At 71.6% G+C, this 22,248-nt stretch carries 22 protein-coding genes; 18 read left to right on the top strand and 4 right to left on the bottom strand.

Annotated features, from left to right (window positions below):
• Window positions 1–8: 8 nt before the first annotated feature.
• The 11 genes from ACFY0I_RS37300 to ACFY0I_RS37250 all read left to right on the top strand — a co-directional run bounded on the left by ACFY0I_RS37300 (window position 9) and on the right by ACFY0I_RS37250 (window position 11,840).
• Window positions 9–506, top strand: a complete 498-nt coding sequence (locus ACFY0I_RS37300; protein ID WP_388904099.1) for a nuclear transport factor 2 family protein — start codon at window positions 9–11, stop codon at window positions 504–506.
• A gap of 22 nt (window positions 507–528) precedes the next feature.
• A complete protein-coding gene (locus ACFY0I_RS37295; RefSeq protein ID WP_388904097.1) occupies window positions 529–699 on the top strand; it encodes a hypothetical protein in 171 nt (56 codons plus the stop codon).
• A gap of 43 nt (window positions 700–742) precedes the next feature.
• A complete protein-coding gene (locus tag ACFY0I_RS37290) occupies window positions 743–1,705 on the top strand; it encodes an alpha/beta hydrolase (RefSeq protein ID WP_388904096.1) in 963 nt (320 codons plus the stop codon).
• Between the two features lie 146 nt (window positions 1,706–1,851).
• The gene (locus tag ACFY0I_RS37285; RefSeq protein ID WP_388904095.1) at window positions 1,852–2,538 is read left to right on the top strand and encodes a phosphoribosylanthranilate isomerase; all 687 of its coding nucleotides are present in this window, start codon (window positions 1,852–1,854) and stop codon (window positions 2,536–2,538) included.
• 107 nt (window positions 2,539–2,645) lie between these two features.
• Window positions 2,646–3,314 (top strand): uracil phosphoribosyltransferase, encoded by a 669-nt coding sequence (gene upp / locus ACFY0I_RS37280; RefSeq protein ID WP_388904094.1) that lies wholly within the window; start codon window positions 2,646–2,648, stop codon window positions 3,312–3,314.
• A complete protein-coding gene (locus ACFY0I_RS37275) occupies window positions 3,311–4,252 on the top strand; it encodes an EamA family transporter (protein ID WP_388904093.1) in 942 nt (313 codons plus the stop codon). Before upp ends, ACFY0I_RS37275 begins: the two co-directional genes overlap by 4 nt.
• A gap of 138 nt (window positions 4,253–4,390) precedes the next feature.
• The gene (locus tag ACFY0I_RS37270) at window positions 4,391–4,624 is read left to right on the top strand and encodes a tautomerase family protein (protein WP_388904091.1); all 234 of its coding nucleotides are present in this window, start codon (window positions 4,391–4,393) and stop codon (window positions 4,622–4,624) included.
• A 10-nt stretch (window positions 4,625–4,634) separates the two neighbouring features.
• Entirely contained in the window at window positions 4,635–5,579 is a 945-nt protein-coding gene (locus ACFY0I_RS37265) for a pseudouridine-5'-phosphate glycosidase (protein WP_388904090.1), read from the top strand.
• 70 nt (window positions 5,580–5,649) lie between these two features.
• Window positions 5,650–6,732, top strand: coding sequence for an alkene reductase (locus ACFY0I_RS37260; RefSeq protein ID WP_388904089.1), 1,083 nt, complete (start codon window positions 5,650–5,652; stop codon window positions 6,730–6,732).
• 14 nt (window positions 6,733–6,746) lie between these two features.
• Window positions 6,747–7,688, top strand: coding sequence for a ribose-phosphate diphosphokinase (locus tag ACFY0I_RS37255; RefSeq protein WP_281210119.1), 942 nt, complete (start codon window positions 6,747–6,749; stop codon window positions 7,686–7,688).
• 306 nt (window positions 7,689–7,994) lie between these two features.
• Window positions 7,995–11,840, top strand: a complete 3,846-nt coding sequence (locus ACFY0I_RS37250) for an amino acid adenylation domain-containing protein (RefSeq protein ID WP_388904088.1) — start codon at window positions 7,995–7,997, stop codon at window positions 11,838–11,840.
• A gap of 124 nt (window positions 11,841–11,964) precedes the next feature.
• Here the strand turns inward: ACFY0I_RS37250 and ACFY0I_RS37245 are convergent, their stop codons facing one another.
• Window positions 11,965–13,095: a hydrolase gene (locus ACFY0I_RS37245; protein WP_388904087.1), complete on the bottom strand. Its 1,131-nt coding sequence runs from the start codon at window positions 13,093–13,095 to the stop codon at window positions 11,965–11,967.
• 291 nt (window positions 13,096–13,386) lie between these two features.
• Here ACFY0I_RS37245 and ACFY0I_RS37240 point away from each other — a divergent pair, with 291 nt between their 5' ends.
• A complete protein-coding gene (locus ACFY0I_RS37240; RefSeq protein WP_388904086.1) occupies window positions 13,387–13,980 on the top strand; it encodes an anthrone oxygenase family protein in 594 nt (197 codons plus the stop codon).
• 44 nt (window positions 13,981–14,024) lie between these two features.
• On the opposite strand, the gene ACFY0I_RS37235 is transcribed toward ACFY0I_RS37240, so the two are convergent.
• On the bottom strand, window positions 14,025–14,519 hold the full coding sequence (locus ACFY0I_RS37235; RefSeq protein WP_388904085.1) for a DUF1772 domain-containing protein: 495 nt from the start codon (window positions 14,517–14,519) through the stop codon (window positions 14,025–14,027).
• Between the two features lie 216 nt (window positions 14,520–14,735).
• On the opposite strand from ACFY0I_RS37235, the gene gdhA reads away from it, so the two are divergent.
• From gdhA to ACFY0I_RS37215, 4 genes are all read left to right on the top strand, one after another.
• On the top strand, window positions 14,736–16,085 hold the full coding sequence (gdhA, locus tag ACFY0I_RS37230; RefSeq protein WP_388904084.1) for an NADP-specific glutamate dehydrogenase: 1,350 nt from the start codon (window positions 14,736–14,738) through the stop codon (window positions 16,083–16,085).
• 81 nt (window positions 16,086–16,166) lie between these two features.
• Window positions 16,167–17,519 (top strand): AMP-binding protein, encoded by a 1,353-nt coding sequence (locus ACFY0I_RS37225; protein ID WP_388904083.1) that lies wholly within the window; start codon window positions 16,167–16,169, stop codon window positions 17,517–17,519.
• On the top strand, window positions 17,516–18,301 hold the full coding sequence (locus ACFY0I_RS37220; RefSeq protein WP_388904081.1) for a thioesterase II family protein: 786 nt from the start codon (window positions 17,516–17,518) through the stop codon (window positions 18,299–18,301). Before ACFY0I_RS37225 ends, ACFY0I_RS37220 begins: the two co-directional genes overlap by 4 nt.
• A 103-nt stretch (window positions 18,302–18,404) precedes the next feature.
• A complete protein-coding gene (locus tag ACFY0I_RS37215; RefSeq protein ID WP_388904080.1) occupies window positions 18,405–19,322 on the top strand; it encodes a DMT family transporter in 918 nt (305 codons plus the stop codon).
• A gap of 45 nt (window positions 19,323–19,367) precedes the next feature.
• On the opposite strand, the gene ACFY0I_RS37210 is transcribed toward ACFY0I_RS37215, so the two are convergent.
• Window positions 19,368–20,048: a TetR/AcrR family transcriptional regulator gene (locus ACFY0I_RS37210; RefSeq protein ID WP_388904079.1), complete on the bottom strand. Its 681-nt coding sequence runs from the start codon at window positions 20,046–20,048 to the stop codon at window positions 19,368–19,370.
• Window positions 20,049–20,192: 144 nt separating this feature from the next.
• Between ACFY0I_RS37210 and ACFY0I_RS37205 the strand changes: the two genes are divergently transcribed.
• The gene (locus ACFY0I_RS37205; protein ID WP_388904077.1) at window positions 20,193–20,711 is read left to right on the top strand and encodes a hypothetical protein; all 519 of its coding nucleotides are present in this window, start codon (window positions 20,193–20,195) and stop codon (window positions 20,709–20,711) included.
• Window positions 20,712–20,771: 60 nt separating this feature from the next.
• Here ACFY0I_RS37205 and ACFY0I_RS37200 read toward each other — a convergent pair whose 3' ends face one another.
• Window positions 20,772–21,629, bottom strand: a complete 858-nt coding sequence (locus ACFY0I_RS37200; protein WP_362881055.1) for a LuxR C-terminal-related transcriptional regulator — start codon at window positions 21,627–21,629, stop codon at window positions 20,772–20,774.
• Window positions 21,630–21,884: 255 nt separating this feature from the next.
• Between ACFY0I_RS37200 and ACFY0I_RS37195 the strand changes: the two genes are divergently transcribed.
• Window positions 21,885–22,175: a hypothetical protein gene (locus ACFY0I_RS37195; RefSeq protein WP_388904076.1), complete on the top strand. Its 291-nt coding sequence runs from the start codon at window positions 21,885–21,887 to the stop codon at window positions 22,173–22,175.
• Window positions 22,176–22,248 lie beyond the last annotated feature (73 nt).

Genomic DNA, 22,248 nt, shown 5'->3' with positions numbered 1-22,248 from the left:
GAGAGGCCATGCCTTCGACCCACGATGAGATCGCGGACCTGCGCGAGCAGGTGCGGATCCTGCGCGACCGCGCCGACCTGCGCGAACTGTTCGACCGGTACGTCAGTGCCCTCGACACCTACGGGGAGGCCGAGCCGGCCCGGGACCGGTTCGCCGAACTGTTCACCGAGGACGTCACCTTCGCCTTCCCGATCGGCACGTCCGAGGGGATCGAGGGCTTCACCGCCTTCCAACGGGAGGCGGGGGCGCGCTGGGCGCGCTCGCACCACCTCACCTCCAACCACTCCATCGGCCTCGACGGTGACCTGGCCACCCTGCGCGCGCAGCAGCTCACCTTCCACGTCCACCACGACGGGGACCGCTCCGCGGGGCGGTTCGACGTCGGGGGCCACTGCGTGGCCGCCGCCGTACGGACCGACTCCGGCTGGCGGCTGAACCGCATCGCCTATCACGTGGTGTGGGACTCCGGCGACCGCCTGCCCGAGTTCGCCGGAGCCCGGCTGTGAGAACCCGGTGAACGCCGTGCGGATGAACGCCGTGCAGATCGCCGGCTACTGGGTTCCCGCCCGGGGACCCGTACGCGAATCCGGTCCGGCGGCGGCGCGGCCGTGCGCCCCGGCCATGACCACGCTCCTGCGCCGCCGGGCCGTCTGGGGCCTCGCCGTGGTCCGCGGACGGTCCGTGCGCCGCGGCCCCTGACCCGCTCCCGCTCCGCCCGCCCGCCCCGCCAGGAGGTCCCGCCATGCCCCCCTCACCGCAGCCCGGTGCGCCCGCCGTTCGGGCCGTCACCCTCGACGGGGGCGGCATCCCGCTGTCCGGGCTGCTCGCCCTGCCCCCGGGCGGCGCGCCCCGTGCCCTGGTGGTCGCCCTGCACGGCGCCGGGATGAGCGCGGGGTACTTCGACAGCCGGGCCCGGCCCGGGCTCTCCCTGCTGGGACTCGGAGCCTCGCTCGGCCACGCCGTCCTCGCCCTGGACCGACCCGGGTACGGGGCCTCGGCCGCGGCCCTGCCCGAGGGACAGGACCTGGCGGGGCAGACCGGCACCCTGCTCGCCGCCCTGGCCGACTTCGCCGGCGCGTACGACGTCGGCGCGGGCCTGCTGCTCGTCGCCCACTCCAACGGGGGCCGCCTCGCGCTGTCCACCGCCGCCGCCCTCGGCGACCGCGGGCCGGGTGCGGATCCGATCGGCGGCCCGCTGCTCGGCGTGGACGTCTCCGGGATCGCCCGCCGCCTGGCCGTGGACCGCGCCGCGCTGCCCGGCTCCGGCGGCCCGGTGCAGTGGCGCAGGCACTGGGGGTCGCTGCGGTTCTACCCGCCCGACGCCTTCCGGCTCGGGCAGGAACTGCTGCGGCCCGTACCGGCGGTGGAGGCCCGGGAGATCCTGGAGTGGCCGGCGGCGTACCCCGCCGTCGCGGCCCGGATCCGGGTTCCCGTCCGCTTCACCTTCGCCGAGCAGGAGCAGTGGTGGAGACACGATCGGGCAGCGGTGGAGGAATTACTCGCTCCGCTGTGGATGGCGTCCACTGAGGTGGTCCGCCAGCCCGACGCCGGCCACAACATCAGCCTGGGATGGGCCGCTCGTACCTACCACCTGCGTGTCCTGTCCTTCCTGGAAGAGCGCCTACTCGCCCGGGACGTCGTCCGTACGCCTGTCCTGACGGTCCCTGACCGGGACCTGAAGAAGGTTGACGTGGATCTGACATAAAGCCCGTTGACCCGTGGATCGGTACCTACGAGTCTTTTCGTGAGCATCCCGAGACGTGTAACGAAATCCGTCCTCACCGGGACACGTCCACTCGTTCTGCCGGTACCCGCTTGATTCAGAATGATTCATCCCGAAAAGGAACACACATGAGTGACGTGAAGGACCTGGTGCAGGTCGCCGGAATCATCGACGCCGAAGAGGCCAAGCTGCTGGCCGAGGAGGGCGTCGACTGGTTCGGGTTCCCGCTCCGCCTCCCGTCGGGCAAGGACGACATCTCCGAGGCCGCGGCCACGGAGATCATCGCCGGTCTGGTCGCCCCTCAGGAGGGTGTCCTCATCAGCTACCTGACGGACGCGGACGAGATCAGCGCGTTCACCACCCAGCTCGGTGTCAAGGCCGTGCAGCTGCACGGTGACGTGGAGCCGGAGCAGCTGCGCAAGCTCAAGGCCAACCGCCCCGACCTGTACGTGCTCAAGAGCCTGGTCGTGAAGGAGGACAACGCCGAGGAGCTGCTCCAGCTCGTCGACGACGTCGCCGAGTGGGTCGACATGTTCATCACCGACACCTTCAACCCGGCCACGGGTGCCAAGGGCGCCACCGGCCTCACCCACGACTGGAACGTCAGCGCGGAGCTCGTCCGCCGCTCGCCCAAGCCCCTGATGATGGCGGGCGGTCTGAGCCCGGAGAACGTCGCCGACGCGATCCGCTTCGTCAAGCCCGCCGCCGTCGACGCCCACAGCCTCCTGGAGGGCACCGACCGCCGCAAGGACCGGGCGAAGGTCGCGAAGTTCGTGGCCGAGTCGCGCCGCGCCTTCGCCGAGATCGCTTCCTGATCCCGGCACTTCCCCACCACGTGGCTGTGGCGGCCCGGGGGCCCTTCGCGGGGCCCCCGGGGCCGGGCCGCAGCCCGTCTCCACCGACCGACGAGAAGCAGGTTCTCATGGCGACCGGCCACCACAATGTCCACCCGCTGCCGCAGACCAACCAGCTGCGGGCCATGCACACGATCGTCCGTGACCGCGGTGCGTCCCGCGCGGACTTCGTGTTCTACTCCCGCCGCATCATCCGCCTCCTCCTGGAATCGGCGCTCGACCAGCTGCCGTTCGACAAGCACGAGGCGATCACGCCGGTCGGCGAGACCTACGACGGACTGAAGTTCGGCGCGAAGCTGTGCGCGGTGCCCGTGATCCGGGCGGGCGACTCCATGCTGGACGAGCTGCGCACCGTCGTGCCCGACGTCCGCGTCGGCAAGATCCTCATCCAGCGGGACAAGACCACCAAGCTCCCGCACCTCTTCTACAAGAACCTGCCGGACGACATCGCCGACCGGCACATCCTGCTCCTGGAGCCGATGCTCGCCACCGGCGGCAGCGCCAACGCGGCCATCGAGGTGCTGCTGGAGGCGGGGGTGCGCGAGGAGAACATCGTCTTCGTGAACTTCATCGCCGCGCCCGAGGGGATCGAGGCCGTGCACCGCGTGCACCCGGCCGTCAAGATCGTCACCTCCTCGGTCGAACAGCGCCTGAACGAGAACGCGTTCATGATCCCGGGCATCGGTGACTTCGGCGACCGCTACTTCGGCACGACCGACTCGGCCGTGGTCCGATGAGGAGCAGCCGCACGCTGACCGACTCCGCGCTCACCGCGCTCGCGCCGGCGATCTGGGGTTCGACCTACCTGGTCACCACCGAGTTCCTGCCGGCCGACCGACCGCTGCTGGCGTCGCTGCTGCGCGCCCTGCCCGCGGGCCTGATCCTGGTGCTGATCGGACGGACCCTGCCGCGCGGCATCTGGTGGTGGCGGGCCCTGGTCCTGGGCGTCCTGAACATCGGCGCCTTCTTCTACCTCCTGTTCGTGGCGGCCTACAACCTGCCCGGCGGCGTCGCGGCGCTGGTGATGTCCATCCAGCCGATGCTGGTGCTGCTGCTGGGCGCCCTGCTGCTGAAGGACAAGATCAAGCCGGTCCACGTGGCCGCCTGCGCGCTCGGCGCGGCCGGCGTGGCCCTGCTCGTCCTCCAGCCGAACGCGGGCCTCAACACGACGGGCGTCGTGGCCGGTCTGCTGGGCGCCGTCAGCATGGCCTCCGGCATCGTGCTCACCAAGCGTTGGGGTCGCCCCGAGGGCGTCGGCCTGCTGCCCTTCACGGGCTGGCAGCTGACCGTCGGCGGTCTGGTCCTGCTCCCGATCGCCCTGATCGGCGAGGGACTGCCCGACGAGATCACCGCCGAGAACCTCTGGGGCTTCGCCTACCTCGGCATCATCGGGGCCCTGTTCGCCTACGCCATCTGGTTCCGCGGCGTGCAGCGGCTCCCGGCCCTCGCCGTCTCGTTCCTGAGCTTCGCCTCGCCCCTGGCGGCCACCCTGCTCGGCTACTTCGTCCTCGACCAGGCGCTGTCGCCGCTCCAGATCGCCGGCGCCCTGACCGTGGTCGCGGCCGTCATCCTGGCCCAGCCCCGCGGCGGCAGGAGCAAGCCGGACCCGGAGCCGGAGCCCGAGCCGGGCACCGATACCACCCCGACCAACCCGCGGGAATCCGTACAGGCCTGACCGGCCTGCTTCCCGCGCCCGAGCTCCGCATCCGGCCTGCCCCCCGGGCCAGGACGCGGAGTGGTGGTGGCACACCGCGGTCTCCCCCGTCCGCGGTGTGCCACCCACCCCACGACGACCCGTGAGAGGACCGAGTCCGTGCCCCACATCCACGTCAGGCACTACCCGAGGAACTTCACGGCCGAACAGCTCAAGGAGATCGACGAGGCGGTCACCGCCGCCGTGACGCGCACCTTCGCCACCGGCGAGGACACCGTCTCGATCTCCCTGGAGCCGGTCACACCGGAGGACTGGGACGTCCAGGTCCTCGACGACATAGCGGCCCGCCGGGACCTGCTCCTCAAGGCGCCCGGTTACTGGAACGAGAGTTGAGAGAGCCCCGATGAGCGCAAGCAACGGCATCCCCGTCGTCTACACCGAGGAGGTCCGCGAGGCCCTCCACGAAGGCCGGGCCGTCGTCGCCCTCGAGAGCAACGTCATCACGCACGGCCTGCCCTACCCGGACAACGCGGCCACCGCCCGCAAGGTCGAGGACGCCGTACGAGCCGGCGGCGCCGTCCCGGCGACGATCTGCATCGAGGCCGGTGAGATCCGGGTCGGCATGTCGGAGGCCGACGTCGAGCGGTTCGCCTCCCTGCCGGGCATCCCCAAGGTGTCCAGCCGGGACATGCCCGTCGTACTCGCGCAGGGCGGCCTGGGCGCCACCACGGTGGCGACCTCCGTCGTGGCGGCAGAGCTCGCGGGGATCCCCTTCTTCTCGTCCGCCGGGATCGGCGGCGTGCACCGGGGCGCCCAGGAGACCTGGGACGTTTCCTCGGACCTCATCCAGTTCACCCGCTCCAAGGTCGCCGTCGTCTGCGCGGGCGCGAAGATGATCCTCGACCTCGGCCTGACGCTGGAGTACCTGGAGACGCAGTGCGTCCCCGTCGTCGCCTACCGCTCGGACGACTTCCCCGCCTTCTACTGCCGTACGAGCGGCCACCGGGCGCCCCACCGCCTGGACGACGAGGAGCAGATCGCCCGCGCCATCGAGGCCCACTGGGCGCTCGGCAACAACAGTTCCTTCCTCATCACCACCCCGGTCCGCGAGGAGGACGCCATCGACTCGGTCGAGGTCGACACGGCCATCCGGGCCGCCGTCGCCGAGGCCACCCGCGACGGGGTCTCCGGCCAGGGCATCACCAAGTACCTGATGCGCGCCGTGGACGCCGCCACCGACGGCCGTTCCGCCCGCGCCAACATGGCGGTCCTCGCCACCTGCGCCGAAGCGGCGGGCCGCCTCGCCGTCGCGCACTCCCGCCACCTCGCCGAGCGGGCGGGCGGCTGATCCGCCCCGCCCTCGCGGCGTTCGTCGTTCCACCTCCGCACCACGCGTTGACCCGAATCTGGAGAGTCACATGTCCGAGAAGCTGTTCGAGCCGGTCACTCTGGGGAAGCTGGCCCTGAGCAACCGAGTGGTCATGGCACCCATGTCCCGCAACCGCGCCACCGCCGAGGGCCTGGCCACCGAACTGATGGCCACCTACTACGGCCAGCGCGCCGGCGCGGGCCTCATCGTCACCGAGGGCGTCCAGCCCAGCGTCGTCGGTCAGGGCTTCAGCAACAGCCCGGGCCTGCACTCCCAGGCCCAGGTCGAGTCCTGGAAGCCCGTCACCGACGCCGTGCACGCCGCCGGCGGCAAGATCGTCGCGCAGCTCATGCACGCCGGTCGCATCGGCCACCCGGACCTGTACCCGAGCGGCCACCAGTCCGTCGCCCCGTCCGCGGTCACCGCGGCCGGTCAGGCCTACGGTCCCGCGGGCCCGCTGGACTACCCGGAGCCGCGCGCGCTGACGGTCGAGGAGATCGCCGAGGTCGTCAAGGAGTTCGCGGACGCCGCGCAGAACGCCGTCGACGCCGGCTTCGACGGGGTCGAGGTCCACGCGGGCAACGGCTTCCTGCTCCACCAGTTCCTGGCCGAGAACTCGAACCGGCGCACCGACCAGTACGGCGGCCCGATCGAGAACCGCATCCGCTTCGCGATCGAGGTGATCGAGGCGGTGTCCGAGCGCATCGGCGCCGACCGCGTCGGCGTGCGCATCTCGCCCGCCAACCCGTACAACGACATCGTCGAGGGCGACACCCGCGCGATCTACGAGGCGCTCGTCGCGGCCCTGCCGCCCATCGCCTTCATCCACCTCCTGGAGGGCGGCGACCGCGACCACACCGCCGCCCTGCGCGCCCAGTGGACCGGCACGATCATCCTGTGCCCGCACCCGGAGAACGGCGTCGCGGTGTCCGCGGCGATCGCCACCGAGGCGCTGGAGACCGGCGTCGGCTGCGCCATCGCCTTCGGCTCGGCGTTCATCGCCAACCCCGACCTGGTCGAGCGCCTGCGCACCGGCGCCCCGCTGGCCCAGGACGACACGACCAAGTGGTACGGCGGCGACCACACCGGCTACACCGACTACCCGACGCACGTCGCGGCCGGCGCGGCGTGAGCGACTCCGGGCAGATGCTGCTCTTCTCGGGGCGGGCGCACCCCGGGCTCGCCGAGGCCATCTCGGCCGAGCTCGGTACGACGCTCGTCCCGACGAAGGCGATCGACTTCGCCAACGGCGAGATCTACATCCGCTACCACGCCTCCGTGCGCGGCGCCGACTGCTTCGTGGTCCAGAGCCACACGGCGCCGATCAACAAGTCGATCATGGAACAGCTCATCATGATCGACGCGCTGAAGCGGGCCTCCGCCCGCAGCATCACGGTCATCCTGCCGTTCTACGGATACGCGCGGCAGGACCGCAAGCACAGCGGCCGGGAGCCCATCTCGGCCCGCCTGGTGGCGGACCTGCTCAAGACCGCCGGCGCGGACCGGATCCTGACGGTCGACCTGCACGCGGACCAGATCCAGGGCTTCTTCGACGGCCCCGTCGACCACCTCTTCGCCATGCCGGTCCTCGCGGACTACATCGGCGCCAAGGTGGACCGCGAGTCCCTCACGGTGGTCTCGCCCGACGCCGGCCGCGTGCGCGTGGCGGACGGCTGGTGCGACCGGCTGGGGGCGCCGCTCGCCATCGTCCACAAGCGGCGCGACAAGGACGTGGCCCACCAGGTCACGGCCCACGAGGTGGTCGGTGACGTCCGCGACCGGGTCTGCGTCCTGGTCGACGACATGATCGACACCGGCGGCACGATCTGTGCCGCGGCCGACGCCCTGTTCGCGCAGGGCGCGCGGGACGTCATCGTGGCGGCCACCCACGGCGTGCTCTCCGGGCCCGCCGCGGACCGCCTGAAGAACTCGCGCGTCAGCGAGTTCGTCTTCACGGACACCCTTCCGGTGCCCGGGGCCCTCGGACTGGACAAGGTCACCGTCCTGTCGATCGCCCCGCTCATCGCGAGCGCGTCCCGTGAGGTGTTCGAGAACGGATCGGTGACCCGGCTGTTGCAGGGCCGGTGACCGCCCGGACGGACGGGCCGACGGGGGCCCGTCCGTCCGTACGGGGAAACAGGCGCACCCGCCTGCCGATCCGCTCCCACCGGGCGCCGCGGCCACCGCCCGGCGCCCTCGCTCTTCGGTTTCTCCTCGCCGAGTCGCCACCTCGGCTTCTGACGGTTCACCGCACCGCGGCGTCCGCCTCGTGCGGAGGTCCCCCCACGATCGGTGAGCCGTCGCACCACCGGGCCCGCCGCAACGCCGGAGCCCGGTGGGCGCGGGCGTCCGAGCACGCCCGCTGTTCCACAACGGAAAGTAAGGAAGCGGGAAATGACTCTTCAGGAGACCAGCGTGCTCGAGCCCACCCTTCGAGGGACCAAGACGTTGCCAGGCCTGCTCGCCGAGCGGGTCGCCGAGCACCCGGACGCGACCGCCGTCATCTACCGTGACGACAAGCTCACCTACCGGGAGCTGGCCGCCAGGAGCTCAGGACTGGCCGACTACCTCAGACACCTCGGCGTCTCGGCGGACGACTGCGTCGGTCTCTTCGTCGAGCCCTCGCTCGACCTGATGATCGGCGCCTGGGGCATCCTGTCCGCCGGCGGCGCCTACCTGCCGCTGTCCCCGGAGTACCCGGAGGACCGGCTGCGCTACATGATCGAGAACAGCCAGGCGAAGATCATCCTGGTCCAGCAGCGCCTGGTGTCCCGGCTGCGCGAGCTGGCCCCGAAGGACGTCACCGTCATCACGCTGCGCGAGTCCGAGGCGTTCGTCGTCCCCGACGGGCTCCCGACGGCCGAGGCGACGGGCGCGCGCCCGGACAGCCTGGCCTACGTCATCTACACCTCCGGCAGCACCGGCAAGCCCAAGGGCGTGATGATCGAGCACGACTCGATCGTCAGCCAGCTCGGCTGGCTCCGCGAGGCACACGGCATCGACCGCTCCAAGGTCGTCCTGCAGAAGACCCCGATGAGCTTCGACGCCGCGCAGTGGGAGATCCTCTCCCCGGCCAACGGCACCACCGTCGTCATGGGCGCCCCCGGCGTCTACGCCGACCCCGAGGGCCTCATCGAGACCATCGTCAAGCACGGCGTGACCTCCCTCCAGTGCGTCCCGACGCTGCTCCAGGGCCTCATCGACACCGAGAAGTTCCCCACCTGCACCTCGCTGCAGCAGATCTTCAGCGGCGGCGAAGCCCTCTCGCGCATCCTGGCGACCCAGGCCACGCAGGAGATGCCGGGCCGCGCCCTGATCAACCTGTACGGGCCGACCGAGTGCACCATCAACTCGTCCTCGTACACCGTCGACCCGGCCGCCCTGGACGAGGGACCGCAGTCCATCTCCATCGGCAGCCCCGTCAACGGCACCGAGTACCACATCCTCGACAAGGACCTGTCGCCCATCGGCGTCGGCGAGATCGGCGAGCTGTACATATCCGGCGTCCAGCTGGCGCGCGGCTACCTGCACCGCCCCGACCTGACCGCCGAGCGCTTCCTGGAGGTCGAACTCACCGAGGGCGCCCCGCCCGTCCGCCTGTACAAGACGGGCGACCTGGGCCAGTGGAACCCGGACGGCACCGTGCAGTTCGCCGGCCGCGCCGACAACCAGGTCAAGCTGCGCGGCTACCGCGTCGAGCTGGACGAGATCTCCCTGGCGATCGAGAACCACGACTGGGTCCGCAACGCCGCCGTCATCGTGAAGAACGACGGCCGCACCGGCTTCCAGAACCTGATCGCCTGCGTCGAGCTGAGCGAGAAGGAAGCCGCCCTGATGGACCAGGGCAACCACGGCTCCCACCACGCCTCGAAGAAGAGCAAGCTCCAGGTCAAGGCGCAGCTGTCCAACCCGGGCCTGCGCGACGACTCGGAGCTGGCGGGACGCGCCACGTACGACCTGCCCGGCGCCCAGGCGACCCCGGAGCAGCGCAGCCGGGTGTTCGCCCGCAAGACGTATCGTTTCTTCGAGGGCGGCGCGGTCTCCGAGGCGTCCCTGCTGGAGCTGCTCGGCGCGCAGGTCGCCTCGGCCTACTCGCGCAAGGCCGCCGACCTGGCACCCGCCGAACTGGGCCAGATCCTGCGCTGGTTCGGCCAGTACGTCAGCGAGGAGCGACTGCTCCCCAAGTACGGCTACGCCTCGCCGGGCGCGCTGTACGCGACGCAGATGTACTTCGAGCTGGAGGGCGTCGCCGGGCTGAAGCCCGGTTACTACTACTACCAGCCGGTGCGTCACCAGCTGGTCCTCATCAGCGAGAAGGCTCCGACCGGCCGGCCCACCGCCCACATCCACTTCATGGGCAAGAAGGGCGGCATCGAGCCGGTCTACAAGAACAACATCCAGGAAGTCCTGGAGATCGAGACCGGTCACATCGTCGGCCTGTTCGAGCAGGTGCTGCCCGCCTACGGCCTCGACATCCGGGACCTGGCGTACGAGCCCGCCGTCCGCGAGCGCCTCGACGTGCCGGAGGAGGACTTCTACCTGGGCACCTTCGAGCTCGTCCCGCACGCCGGGCAGCGCGAGGACCACGCCGAGGTCTACCTCCAGACGCACGGCGGCAAGGTCGCGGGCCTGCCCGCCGGCCAGTACCGCTACGCCGACGGCGCGCTGACCCGCTTCTCCGACGACGTCGTCCTCAAGAAGCACGTCATCGCGATCAACCAGTCGGTCTTCGAGGCCGCCAGCTTCGGCATCACGGTCGTCAGCCGGGCCCCCGAGGCGTGGATGCACTACGTCACCCTCGGCAAGAAGCTCCAGCACCTGATGATGAACGGCCTCGGCCTCGGCTTCATGTCCTCCGGCTACAGCTCCAAGACCGGCAACCCGCTGCCCGCGGCCCGCCGGATGGACACCGTCCTGACGGAGCGCGGCGTGCCGAGCGGCCCGTCGTACTTCTTCGTCGGCGGTCGCGTCAGCGACGAGCAGCTCGGTCACGAGGGCATGCGCGAGGACACCGTCCACATGCGCGGCCCGGCGGAGATGATCCGCGACGACCTCGTCAGCTTCCTGCCGGACTACATGATCCCGAACCGGGTCGTGGTCTTCGACCGGCTGCCGCTGTCGGCCAACGGCAAGATCGACGGGAAGGCGCTGGCCGCCTCCGACCAGGTCAACGCCGAGCTCGTGGAGCGTCCCTTCGTCGCCCCGCGCACCGAGACCGAGAAGGAGATCGCGGAGGTCTGGGCGAAGTCCCTGCGCCGCGAGAGCGTCTCGGTCCAGGACGACTTCTTCGAGTCCGGCGGCAACTCGCTGATCGCCGTCGGCCTGATCCGCGAGCTCAACTCGCGCCTGGGCGTCTCCCTGCCGCTGCAGAGCGTCCTGGAGTCCCCGACGGTCGAGAAGCTCGCCCGGCGCCTGGAGCGCGAGGTCGCGCAGGAGTCCTCGCGCCTGGTGCGGCTGCACCAGGAGGGCACCGGGCGGCCGGTGCTGTGCTGGCCCGGTCTGGGCGGCTACCCGATGAACCTGCGCACCCTGGCCGGCGAGATCGGCCTGGGCCGCTCGTTCTACGGCATCCAGGCGCACGGGATCAACGAGGGCGAGAGCCCGTACGCGAGCATCGGCGAGATGGCCGCGGCCGACATCGCGGCCATCAAGGAGCTCCAGCCGAGCGGCCCCTACACCCTGTGGGGCTATTCCTTCGGTGCCCGGGTCGCCTTCGAGACCGCCTACCAGCTGGAGCAGGCGGGCGAGACGGTCGAGAACCTCTTCCTGATCGCCCCGGGCTCGCCGGCGGTGCGCGCCGAGAACGGCGCCCAGTACGGCCGGGAGGCCTCGTACGCCAACAAGGCGTACACGACCATCCTCTTCTCCGTGTTCACCGGCAGCATCAGCGGCCCGGACCTGGAGAAGTGCCTGGAGGTCGGCAAGGACGAGCAGTCCTTCGCCGAGTTCATCGGTGAGCTCAAGGGCATCGACGTCGACCTCGCGAAGCGCATCATCGACGTCGTGGGCCAGACGTACGAGTTCGAGTACTCGTTCCACGAGCTGGCGGAGCGCACCCTCACCGCGCCCGTGACCATCTTCAAGGCCCGCGGTGACGACTACTCGTTCATCGAGAACAGCAGCGGCTACTCGGCCACCCCGCCGACGGTCATCGACCTCGACGCCGACCACTACAGCCTGCTGCGCACGCCCGACATCGGCGAACTGGTGAAGCACATCCGCTACCTGCTCGGAGAGTAGGAACGCGGCGGTACGAAGAAGCGGCCGCCCCGCCGGATCCATCCGGCGGGGCGGCCGCTTTCGCGTCTCCCCTTCCGCTTCCCCTTCCGCGACCGCGCGGCGCGGACGGGCCGGCGGGGACGGGTCAGGGAGAGCAGAGCCCGTCGACGGGGTCCGCGAGGAGCGCCCCGTAGGCGTCGCCGACCGGATCGAAAGCCAGCGCGACGTGCCCGGACAGGCTGTGCACGTCGCGCCAGATGCGTTGCAACGGATGCCCGGCGAGCTGCGTCGCGCTGCCGACGGCGCGCTGCAACCGCTCCACGACGTCGACCAACTGCTCCACCGCGTACGCGCAATCGGCCGGGGTGCGCGCCAGCTCCAGTTCCGTGGCCCGCGGGGCGTCCGCGACCCGGGCCGCCCGCGCCAACAGCAGCCCGGCCGCGTCGACGGCGATCACGGCCCGGGCGAGGGACAGGCACAGCCGGCGGTCGGCACCGTCCTCGGAGCCCCCCGTGTCCGCGGCCCGTACGCGCAGGGCGGCCCGGGCCGCGCCGAGCGCGGGGGCGCCGAAGAGCAGCCCGCTCAGGAGCCGCAGCGGGGCCGTGTGGCAGCGGGCGTCGGAACCGACGCTGCGCCCCTCGAGCATGTCCCGCCGGGCGAAGCCGCGGTGCCCGGGCACGAAGACGTTGTCGGCGAGCAGGGTGTCGCTGGCCGTGCCGCGCATCCCGAACGAGGACCAGGTGTCGGCCACCTGGTAGTCCCGGCGGGGAAGGGCGAAGAACCACGGCACCTGACCGCCACCGGCCTGCGGCAGCCGGGCGCACACCAGGGCCCACTCCGAGAAGCCGACCGCGCTGGTGAAGTCCCACTCGCCGGTCACCCGCCAGCCACCCTTGACGGCGGTCGCGCTGCCCCGCGGCATCAGCGCGCCCACCACGGGGGTGTCCGCGCCCCCGGCCCACAGCTCCCGCTGTCCCGCTTCGGGGAGGAAGGCACCCATCCGACCGGCGCCCGCGATGACCGACGCGCACCAGGCGGTCGAGGTACACCCCTGGGACAGCACGTCGAGCGCGCCCAGCAGGCCGGTGGCGGAACCGGCGTCACCGCCCCAGCGGGTGGGTACGAATAGGCGGGCGAACCCGGCGTCGACGATGCCCTCGGTCACCGCGGGCGGCAGCACGCGCTCGGCGTCGGCCCGGTCCGCGTACCGGACCGCCACGGAGGCCAACCGCTGCGCCCTCGTGTACAGGTCTGCGTCCGACGTCCGGCTCGGCATCAGTGCCACTTCCTTGTTTCTCCGGGTTTCGCGCCAGGCATGTGGCATGGCGCCCAACCCTCCCCCCGCCGGATCCAGCACCGTTGGAAGTCCGCTCGACACGGCCCGGCCGACACCCGGGTGCCCCCACCGCGGGCCGGAACCCGCGGGACCGGTACCGGCCCTTCCGTTGCTGCGGGGACGGTCGTGTCCGGTGGGACGCTCCGATGCCCTGACAGGCGGGCCGCGCGGATGTCACGATCGGCTCCGCGCGCGGGTACGGGGCCCGCCGAATGCAGGTGAGGACGCGTCATGAATCCGGACAGAGCGGTACCGGGGCAGGATCCACACGGCCGGGCGACCGGGGAACCGGCCGCCGGTGGCGGTGCGCGGGCGGCCGGGGGCGGTGCACGGGCCGCCGGGATGCTGCTCGGTGTGGCGACGGTGCTCGTCGGCCTGATGGCCGGCCTGTTCTTCGCCTTCGACGTCTCCGTGATGCCGGGGCTCGCCCGCCTCGACGACGCCGCGTACGTCGCCGCCATGGACCGCTTCAACGCGGCCATCGACGGCAACGGCCTCTTCGGAAGCGCCTTCGTCCTGGCCCTGCTCACCACCGCCGCCGCGGCGCTGGTCTCCCTGCGCACGGGCCACCGTACGATCGCGCTCTGGGCGGGCGCGGCGGCCGTCGCCTACCTCGCCGTCCTCGTGATCACCTTCGCGGTGAACATCCCGCTGAACGGCGAGCTCGCGGACGCGACCGGCGCGGCGCGGTCCGCCGCCCCGGTGGTGGAGAAGTTCAAGGGGACCTGGGTGACCACGAACATCCTCCGCACCCTGCTGTCCACGCTGGCGCTCGTCGCCCTCGTCAGGGCCCTGCTGCTGCACGGCCGCGCCACGGCACGCTGACCGGGCCGGGACGGCCCCCGCACGGCGGGGGCCGTCCGCGGGGATCAGGCGCCGCCGTGCAGGACCAGCGCCCAGGCCAGCAGGCCGGTCGCGGCCGTGCACAGCAGGGTGCGCCAGACGTTCGCCCGCACCCACGGGCCCTCGAAGGCCCGCCGGACGGCGCTCGGGTCGGCGAGGCCGTCGGCCGGACCGGCCTGCGCCAGCGCGTTGTTGAGCGGGATGTTCACCACGCCGGTCACCACCATCGCCAGCACGTAGCAGACGAACGCCCCGATCAGCGGCCCCAGCGCCGCCCGCCCGTCGGCCGGGACGTGCAGGCCCACGGCGAGCCCGGTGAACAGCAGCGCCCCCAGATAGCCCAGCATGAACCAGCCATTGAGGATCGCCACGTTGATCCGCTGCATCACCTCGACCACGGTCCGGTCGCCGGTGGCCCGCAGGCCGGGCATCACGGCCACCGAGAACCCGTAGAAAAGGCCGCTGACCAGGCCCATGGTGATCGTCGCCGCGATCAGTGACGCGAACCGTGCCGTTTCCATTTCGATCTCCCCCGTACGTAGTCGAAATCCGGTCATCGAGCTGACGGACGCGGCCGATCCTACGGGCGGAGATCCACCGCGTCCCGGGAAAACCGATGAGCCGGTACCACCCGGTTTCAACCGATGGACACCGTTCGGCGCGCACAGGGGCACGGGGTACCCTCCGCTTCCGCGGGCCCGCACGCCCGCCTGCGAAGCCTGGAGAGGAAACAGACCGTGACCGAACCGAAGCACCGGCTGGACGCATTGCGGGCCGACATCGAGCGCCGCAACCCCGCCCAGCCCGAGTTCCACCAAGCCGTGCGCGAGGTCCTGGACACCCTGGCCCCGGTGTTCGCCGCACGTCCCGAGTACGCGGAAGCGGGCCTGGTGGAGCGGCTGGTCGAGCCCGAGCGGCAGATCATCTTCCGGGTGCCGTGGACGGACGACCGCGGCCGGGTCCACGTCAACCGCGGCTACCGCGTGGAGTTCAACAGCGCGCTCGGCCCCTACAAGGGCGGCCTCCGCTTCCACCCGTCGGTCGACATCGGCGTGGTGAAGTTCCTCGGCTTCGAGCAGATCTTCAAGAACGCCCTCACGGGCCTGGGCATCGGCGGCGGCAAGGGCGGCAGCGACTTCGACCCGCACGGCAAGTCGGACGCGGAGGTCATGCGCTTCTGTCAGTCGTTCATGACGGAGCTGTACCGCCACATCGGCGAGCACACGGACGTTCCGGCCGGTGACATCGGCGTCGGCGGTCGCGAGATCGGCTACCTCTTCGGCCAGTACCGGCGCATCACCAACCGCTGGGAGGCCGGCGTCCTGACCGGCAAGGGCACCGGATGGGGCGGCTCCGCGATCCGTCCGCAGGCCACCGGCTACGGCAGCGTCCTGTTCGCCGCCGAGATGCTCGCCGTCCGCGGCGAGTCCCTCGACGGCCTCACCGCCGTCGTCTCCGGCTCCGGCAACGTCGCCCTGTACACCATCGAAAAGCTCCAACAGCTCGGCGCCAACCCGCTGACCTGCTCGGACTCCCAGGGCTACGTCATCGACGACAAGGGCATCGACCTCCCGCTGCTGCGGCAGATCAAGGAGGTCGAGCGCGGGCGCGTCAGCGAGTACGCGCAGCGCCGAGGCTCTTCCGCCCGCTTCGTGCCGGGCGGTCGGGTCTGGGAGGTCCCCGCGGAGGTGGCCTTCCCGTCGGCCACCCAGAACGAACTCGGCGCCGACGACGCCCGCGCGCTCATCGCCGCCGGGGTCAAGGCCGTTTCGGAGGGCGCCAACATGCCCACCACCCCCGAGGCCGTCCACCTCTTCCAGGAGGCCGGCGTCGCCTTCGGACCCGGCAAGGCCGCCAACGCGGGCGGGGTCGCCGTCAGCGCCCTGGAGATGGCCCAGAACGCCGGTCGCACGGCGTGGGGCGCGGACCGGGTCGAGGAGGAACTCGCGGGCATCATGCGCGACATCCACGCCGTGGCGCACGAGACGGCCGAGCGGTACGGCGCCCCGGGCGACTACGTCACCGGCGCCAACATCGCCGGCTTCGAGCGGGTCGCCGACGCGATGCTCGCCCAGGGCGTGATCTGACGCCGCAAGCCCGGGCACCCCGGCCCGGACACCGGGCCGGGGGCCGTAGCCTGGTCTCCCACCACTGACAGGGAGCCATCCGTGTTGAGCGCGCTTGACGGGACGTACGGCGACCGGAAGGACGCGCTGAGCGTCGCCGGACGTACCGCCTCGTACGAGGAGTTGCTGGGCGCCGCGAGCGCCGTCGCCGCCGACGTGGCGGGTACGGCGGCGTTCGCGGTGACGGCGACGGCCTCGCTGGAGACCGTCGCGGCCACCGTCGGCGCCCTGCTCGCCGGAGTGCCGCTCGTACCGCTGCCGCCGGACGCCGGACCCGCCGAGCGCGAGCACATCCTGCGGGACTCGGGCGCCGTCGAACTCGACGTCGACTTCGCCCGTCGGGCCCCCGCCCGGTCCCTGCCGACCGTGCCCACCGCCGACCCCGCGCTCATCCTGTACACCTCCGGCACCACCGGGCCGCCCAAGGGCGTCGTACTGAGCGGCGCCGCGATCACCGCCGACCTCGACGCGCTCGCCGACGCCTGGCAGTGGACCGCCGAGGACACCCTCGTCCACGGGCTCCCCCTGTTCCACGTGCACGGCCTGGTCCTCGGCGTGCTCGGCGCGCTGCGCACCGGCAGCCGGCTCGTGCACACCGGCCGACCGACCCCGAGGGCCTACGCGGAGGCGGGCGGCAGCCTCTACTTCGGGGTGCCCACCGTCTGGTCCCGCATCGCCGCCGAACCGGAGGCCGCGGCCGCCCTGTCCGGGGCCCGCCTCCTCGTCTCGGGCAGCGCCGCCCTGCCGGCCCCCGTCTTCCGCGACCTGGAACGACTCACGGGGCACCGACCGGTGGAGCGGTACGGGATGACGGAGACGCTGATCACCCTCAGCGGCCGGGCGGGCGGCGAGGTCCACCCGGGTACGGTCGGCACCCCGCTGCCCGGCATCCGGACCCGCATCGTGGCCGAACCGGGCGCGGAGATCGGCGAACTCCAGCTGACCGGGCCCACGTTGTTCTCCGGCTACCTGGGCCGCCCGGAGGCCACCGCCGCGGCGTACACCGAGGACGGGTGGTTCCGCACGGGCGACATCGCCGCCGTCGACGGGACCGACGGGGTCCACCGGATCGTCGGTCGGGCCTCCATCGACATGATCAAGTCCGGCGGGTACCGGATCGGCGCCGGCGAGATCGAGAACGCGCTGCTCGACCACCCCCGGGTGAGCGAGGCGGCCGTGGTGGGCGTTCCCGACGCCGACCTCGGACAGCGGATCGTCGCGTTCGTCGTCGCCGAAGGGGTCACGGGCGGCGAACTCACCGACTTCGTCGCCGCGCACCTGTCGGTCCACAAACGACCGCGCGAAGTCCGGTTCATCGCAGCCGTACCGCGCAACGCCATGGGCAAACCGCAGAAGAAGCTCCTGCTGACGGACGACACCGGGGACCACGCATGACCATCGCCAAGACCACCAAGGACGTCCGCGCCACCGGCAGCCGGTGGATCCGCCGCTTCCACACCGCGGTGCGACCGCAGGACGCGCCCGTCCTCGTCGTGCTCCCGCACGCCGGCGGCAACGCCTCCTTCTACTTTCCGCTCTCCCGGGACCTGGCCCCGCACGCCGAAGTGCTCACCGTCCAGTACCCCGGACGCCAGGACCGCTTCGGCGAGCCGAGCCCCGAGACGGTGACGGGACTCGTCGACGAGGTCGAGCGGGCGCTCCTGCCCTGGCGGGAGCGGCCCCTGGTGCTCTTCGGGCACAGCATGGGCGCCGTCCTCGCCTTCGAACTGACCCGCCGGCTGGAGCGGGCGGGCGCGGCCCCGCGCGGGCTCGTCCTGTCCGGCCGCCGCTCCCCGCTGCTGCCCGAGGAGGCGGCCGTCCACATCGAGGGCGACGCCGCCCTCCTCGCCCGGCTGGGCGAACTCTCCGGCACCGACCCGCAGTTGCTTGCGGATCCGGACTTCCGGGAGCTGATCCTGCCGTCGCTGCGCAGCGACTACAAGGCGATCGAGACGTACCGCTACGAGCCGGGACCGCCTCTGAGCACCCCCGTCAGCGTGCTCTGCGGGCAGTCCGACCCGCGGGCGAGCCTGGCCGGGGCGATGGACTGGCGCCGGCTGACCGGAGCCGCCTTCACCTTCCGGTCGTTCCCCGGCGGGCACTTCTACCTCGCGGAGCAGCACGACGCGGTGGTCCGGGCCCTCACCGAGGACCTTTCGGTCTTCGCCGGCGCCTGACGGGCCGCGGCCGGGCCGACCGCGGCCCGGCGGCGGGCCCGGCCGGCCGGATCCCGCCGGAGATCATCTAGGCAGGGCCGGGGGGCGTCGGTACGTTGCTCGCATGGACCAAACGGCTGGCGATCCCAGAACCGATCATCGCGCCCTCATCGCGGCTTCCGTCACGGTCGTGCTGTGGGCCTCCGCATTCGTCTCCATCCGCGCCGCGGCCGAGCACTACGGGCCCGGGGCGCTCGCGCTGGGGCGGCTGCTGACAGCCTCGGTCGCGCTGGGCGTCGTACTCCTGATCAAGCGGGTGCCGCTGCCGCCGCGTCAGGCCTGGCCGGGGATCCTCGTCTCCGGCGTGCTCTGGTTCGGGTTGTACATGGTGACGCTGAACTGGGGCGAGCAGGAGGTCGACGCCGGCACCGCGGCGATGGTCGTCAACATCGGCCCCATCGTCATCGCCCTGCTCAGCGGCTGGCTGCTGAAGGAGGGTTTCCCGCCGATGCTGCTGGCCGGCATGGGCGTCTCCTTCGTCGGCGCGGCCGTCGTCGGCGTGTCCACCTCCAACGGCGGCTCCTCCTCGGTCCTCGGCGTGCTGCTCTGCCTGGTCGCCGCGCTCGCCTACGGGGCCGGGGTCGTCTCGCAGAAACCCGCGCTGCGCCACGCCACTCCGCTCCAGGTGACGACGTACGGCTGCTTCGTCGGGACGGTGTGCACCCTGCCCTTCGCCTGGCAGCTGATCTCCCAACTCCCCGAGGCGCCGCTCAGCGCCACCCTGAACATGGTCTACCTGGGCCTGTTCCCGACCGCCCTCGCCTTCACCACCTGGACGTACGCGCTGTCGCGCACCACCGCCGGGAAGATGGGCGCCACCACGTACGCGGTGCCCGCCGTGGTGGTGGTCATCGCCTGGTTCGCCCTGGACGAGGTCCCCGGCTGGCTGACCCTGCTGGGCGGGGCGATCTGCCTCGGCGGCGTCGCGGTCTCCCGCAGGCGGCCCGAGCCCGCCACCACGGAGGTCCCCGCGGGGAAGTGATTCCCTTGGTCCGGGCGGTCGTTCGGAGCGGGCGGCCGTCCGGTCTCAGTCGCGTCCGGTGAATTCGGCCTCCAGCCCGGCCAGCAGGATCCGGAGGCCGAACTCGAAGGTCTGCTCGGGCGCCGCCGCGTACGCGGTCGCCGCCGGGCCGTCGACGCGCGTGCGCAGCCGGGGGAACCGCATGGCGACCTCGGTCGCCTTGGCCACGGTCTCCCGGATCAACTCCTGCGGGTCGCCGCCGTCGCGCCCCAATCGCCGGGTCAGCGAGGCTTCCGCGGAAGCGCCGAGGGCGCTGCCGAGCACGTACGTGAAGACGGTGCCCGCCGCCCGGTCCGCCTCGGGGCCGGTGAACCCGGCCGCTTCGTAGACGGCGAGGCTCAGGTCGTCGTACCGGGCCTTGCCGGGGCCGTGGAAGAGGTACGAGCCGAAGGCCGGGACCAGCCACGCGTGCCGGCCCAGCATCGCGTGCAGGCCCAGCGCCATCGAGCCGGCCGCGGCGCGCCAGCCGACCGCCTCCGGGTCCGGCAGCTCGATCTCGTGCCACACGTGGTCGCCGGCGAGCAGGACCAGGTTGTCCTTGTTCTTGACGTGCCAGTAGACGGCCGTGGCCGCGGTGCCCAGGCGCTTGCCCAGGCTCCGCATGTTCAGGCCCTCCAGTCCCTCCTCGTCGAGCAGCTCGATCGCGGTCAGGACGATGTGCTCCTGCGTGAGCGTGTCGCGTGCCATGGCGCTCACGATAGGTCGCCGCCCCCGACTTGCACAAAGTTCAGCCCCAGTCTTGCACTTAGTTCAAGTCTCGACCTACAGTCTCCTTGAACTTAGTAAAAGTCGAACGCGGCGCCACCCGGCGCCGCTTGAGGGGGACTCACCATGAACGCGCTCGTCGCCACGCTCCAGCTGCTCGTCGCCGCCGCCTTCCTGAGCATCCCGGTCGTCCGGGCCCGCTACGGGGCGACCGCCATGGGGGCCGCGGAGGCGGAGCTGCGCCGCCAGGGCGTACGGCCGAGCGTCCTCACCGAGAACGGCATGCGCTTCGACGCCGGCGGCCACGAGACCTGGGCCCCCGTCTCCTTCGCCGCGATGATGGCGGCCGCGGCCGGGGTCAACCTCGGGGACCTCTCCTGGGCGCCGGTCCTGACCTACGTCCTCCAGTCGCTGATCCTGCTGGTCAACTGCGTGATCCTGTACAGCAACCTGACCGCCGTGCCCTCCGTGACGGCCGCCTTCGCCCGCAAGGGCGACGAGGAGCTGGCCCGCGTCGACGTCGCGGCCCTGCTCGAGGCCGCCGAGGACGGGTTCCCCGCCTGGGTGTGGGTCCTGCAGAACGCCCGCCACGTGGTCGTGTTCGGCGCCTCTATCGCGGCGATCGTCATCACCGCCCTGGTCTGAGGCCCCTACGGGCCGCGTCCCGGCCCGGCCCGCTGTGACCCGCCCCCGCCCGGGGGCGGGTCACAGCACGTACGTGGCCTCGTTGCGCCCCAGCAGGTAGCCGAGCTGCAACCGGTTGAGGGCGCCCATCTCCTGCTTGATGGCCGCGATGTGGGCCTGGAGGGAGCGCTCGCTGATCCCGATGCGGCGGGCGATCGCCTTGTCCGCGTAGCCCTCCACGAGCAGCCTGCTGATCGACTCCCGGATTGCCGGAACCACTTCGTCCGCCGCTTTCGCGGCGTGCAGCGGCACGAAGGGAAAGGGTTTCGCCCGGTCCCAGGCCTTGTCGAACGTGTCGCGGAGAAATCGTACGATCGTCGGTTCGGTAATGGAGATCGCCGTGGTACGGTCCTCGTTCGCCGAAATGAAGGCGATGTCGTCCACAATGATCAGCCGGTCGAAGAATTCCTCCAATGTGCGAACCTGGGCTCCGTATTCGGTAACCGCGCGGACATATTCCTTCGTCGCCTCGTCGAATCGCGTGGTGTGCTGATAGAGCGTCCGCATCGCGATCCCCGCCGAGATGTGCCGGCGCACGGATTCCAGCGCCTCCTTCAGCACCGCGCTCGGCCGCGCCCCGTCGGGCTGCGCGGTGAGGATGTCCCGCCGGACCGCGCCGAGGGCGTCGTTGATCGCGGTGGAGATGCTGCCCAGGCCGTGCAAGTAGCGGACCCCGGGGCCCACCACCACCTCGTCCGCGCCGGCCTCCACCGCCGCCGCGACGGCCGGTCGCGCGGCCTGCTGCGCGGCTTCCTGAGCCAACAGCCCGAGGTGCGTTGCGAGTTCCCGCAAGAACGCCTGCGGTTCCCCCGCCGCGGCCGCACACAGCGCTTCAGGTGCACCGCTCTGTGCGGTTTCGACGTATTTGACTACGTCCACGTGCCACCCCTGTCTGTCCGGTATGCAGCTGTTTGTAGCGGTCTGGACCCCGTCGGTTCCCGCAATGCGTAAACCGGAGCCATCGTAGGTCTACCTCGTCGTGACCCGGCAGGGGAGATTTGGTCTCACCGCAGGAACGAACACGCAGAAGGCGCCCGACGATCACCACCGCCGGAAACCGCCTCGGTTTGGCGTTCCTGGAATCGCCGAACACGAAACGACTTGAGGGGACTGGGCAAAATGGGGAAGAACCACATGGTGACTCGTCGGACCGGCCGCGTTTCGGGAATCCGTGGTCGCGTCGCACTCGCCGCCGCGGGCGTCGCCTTCGGCGTCGGCACGGTCGTCACCGGGATCGCCCAGGGCGCCCTCACCACCGACTCCGGTAGCCACCTGCGGCTCGGCGACGTCGGCTGGAACAACACGAACCCGCACGTGGTCGCCGGTGACGTGGGCTGGAACAACCCGCAGCCCGGCACGACCCCCCCGGCGCCGGCCACCACCACCCCGGCTCCCGGCCCCACCAACGACGTTGGCTGGAACTGACCGTCCGCCGCCGCCCCGTCCTGCACTGCGTCCCCTCCCGCCCCTGACCGACCGGCAAGAGAATGGCTGATCC

It is taken from the genome of Streptomyces sp. NPDC001568 (assembly GCF_042893755.1).
Lineage (GTDB): Bacteria > Actinomycetota > Actinomycetes > Streptomycetales > Streptomycetaceae > Streptomyces.
This window is presented reverse-complemented; position numbering and strand designations above follow the sequence as displayed.

Excerpts from the sequence above, each read along its gene's own strand:
- ACFY0I_RS37300 (WP_388904099.1), top strand. The coding sequence starts at position 9 with ATGCCTTCGACCCACGATGAGATCGCGGACCTGCGCGAGCAGGTGCGG.
- ACFY0I_RS37265 (WP_388904090.1), top strand. The coding sequence starts at position 4,635 with ATGAGCGCAAGCAACGGCATCCCCGTCGTCTACACCGAGGAGGTCCGC.
- ACFY0I_RS37250 (WP_388904088.1), top strand. The coding sequence starts at position 7,995 with ATGACTCTTCAGGAGACCAGCGTGCTCGAGCCCACCCTTCGAGGGACC.
- ACFY0I_RS37235 (WP_388904085.1), bottom strand. The coding sequence starts at position 14,519 with ATGGAAACGGCACGGTTCGCGTCACTGATCGCGGCGACGATCACCATG.
- ACFY0I_RS37220 (WP_388904081.1), top strand. The coding sequence starts at position 17,516 with ATGACCATCGCCAAGACCACCAAGGACGTCCGCGCCACCGGCAGCCGG.
- ACFY0I_RS37215 (WP_388904080.1), top strand. The coding sequence starts at position 18,405 with ATGGACCAAACGGCTGGCGATCCCAGAACCGATCATCGCGCCCTCATC.
- ACFY0I_RS37205 (WP_388904077.1), top strand. The coding sequence starts at position 20,193 with ATGAACGCGCTCGTCGCCACGCTCCAGCTGCTCGTCGCCGCCGCCTTC.
- ACFY0I_RS37245 (WP_388904087.1), bottom strand. The coding sequence starts at position 13,095 with ATGCCGAGCCGGACGTCGGACGCAGACCTGTACACGAGGGCGCAGCGG.
- ACFY0I_RS37290 (WP_388904096.1), top strand. The coding sequence starts at position 743 with ATGCCCCCCTCACCGCAGCCCGGTGCGCCCGCCGTTCGGGCCGTCACC.
- ACFY0I_RS37240 (WP_388904086.1), top strand. The coding sequence starts at position 13,387 with ATGAATCCGGACAGAGCGGTACCGGGGCAGGATCCACACGGCCGGGCG.
- ACFY0I_RS37275 (WP_388904093.1), top strand. The coding sequence starts at position 3,311 with ATGAGGAGCAGCCGCACGCTGACCGACTCCGCGCTCACCGCGCTCGCG.
- ACFY0I_RS37285 (WP_388904095.1), top strand. The coding sequence starts at position 1,852 with ATGAGTGACGTGAAGGACCTGGTGCAGGTCGCCGGAATCATCGACGCC.
- ACFY0I_RS37210 (WP_388904079.1), bottom strand. The coding sequence starts at position 20,048 with ATGGCACGCGACACGCTCACGCAGGAGCACATCGTCCTGACCGCGATC.
- ACFY0I_RS37260 (WP_388904089.1), top strand. The coding sequence starts at position 5,650 with ATGTCCGAGAAGCTGTTCGAGCCGGTCACTCTGGGGAAGCTGGCCCTG.
- upp (WP_388904094.1), top strand. The coding sequence starts at position 2,646 with ATGGCGACCGGCCACCACAATGTCCACCCGCTGCCGCAGACCAACCAG.
- ACFY0I_RS37195 (WP_388904076.1), top strand. The coding sequence starts at position 21,885 with ATGGTGACTCGTCGGACCGGCCGCGTTTCGGGAATCCGTGGTCGCGTC.
- ACFY0I_RS37255 (WP_281210119.1), top strand. The coding sequence starts at position 6,747 with ATGCTGCTCTTCTCGGGGCGGGCGCACCCCGGGCTCGCCGAGGCCATC.
- ACFY0I_RS37295 (WP_388904097.1), top strand. The coding sequence starts at position 529 with ATGAACGCCGTGCAGATCGCCGGCTACTGGGTTCCCGCCCGGGGACCC.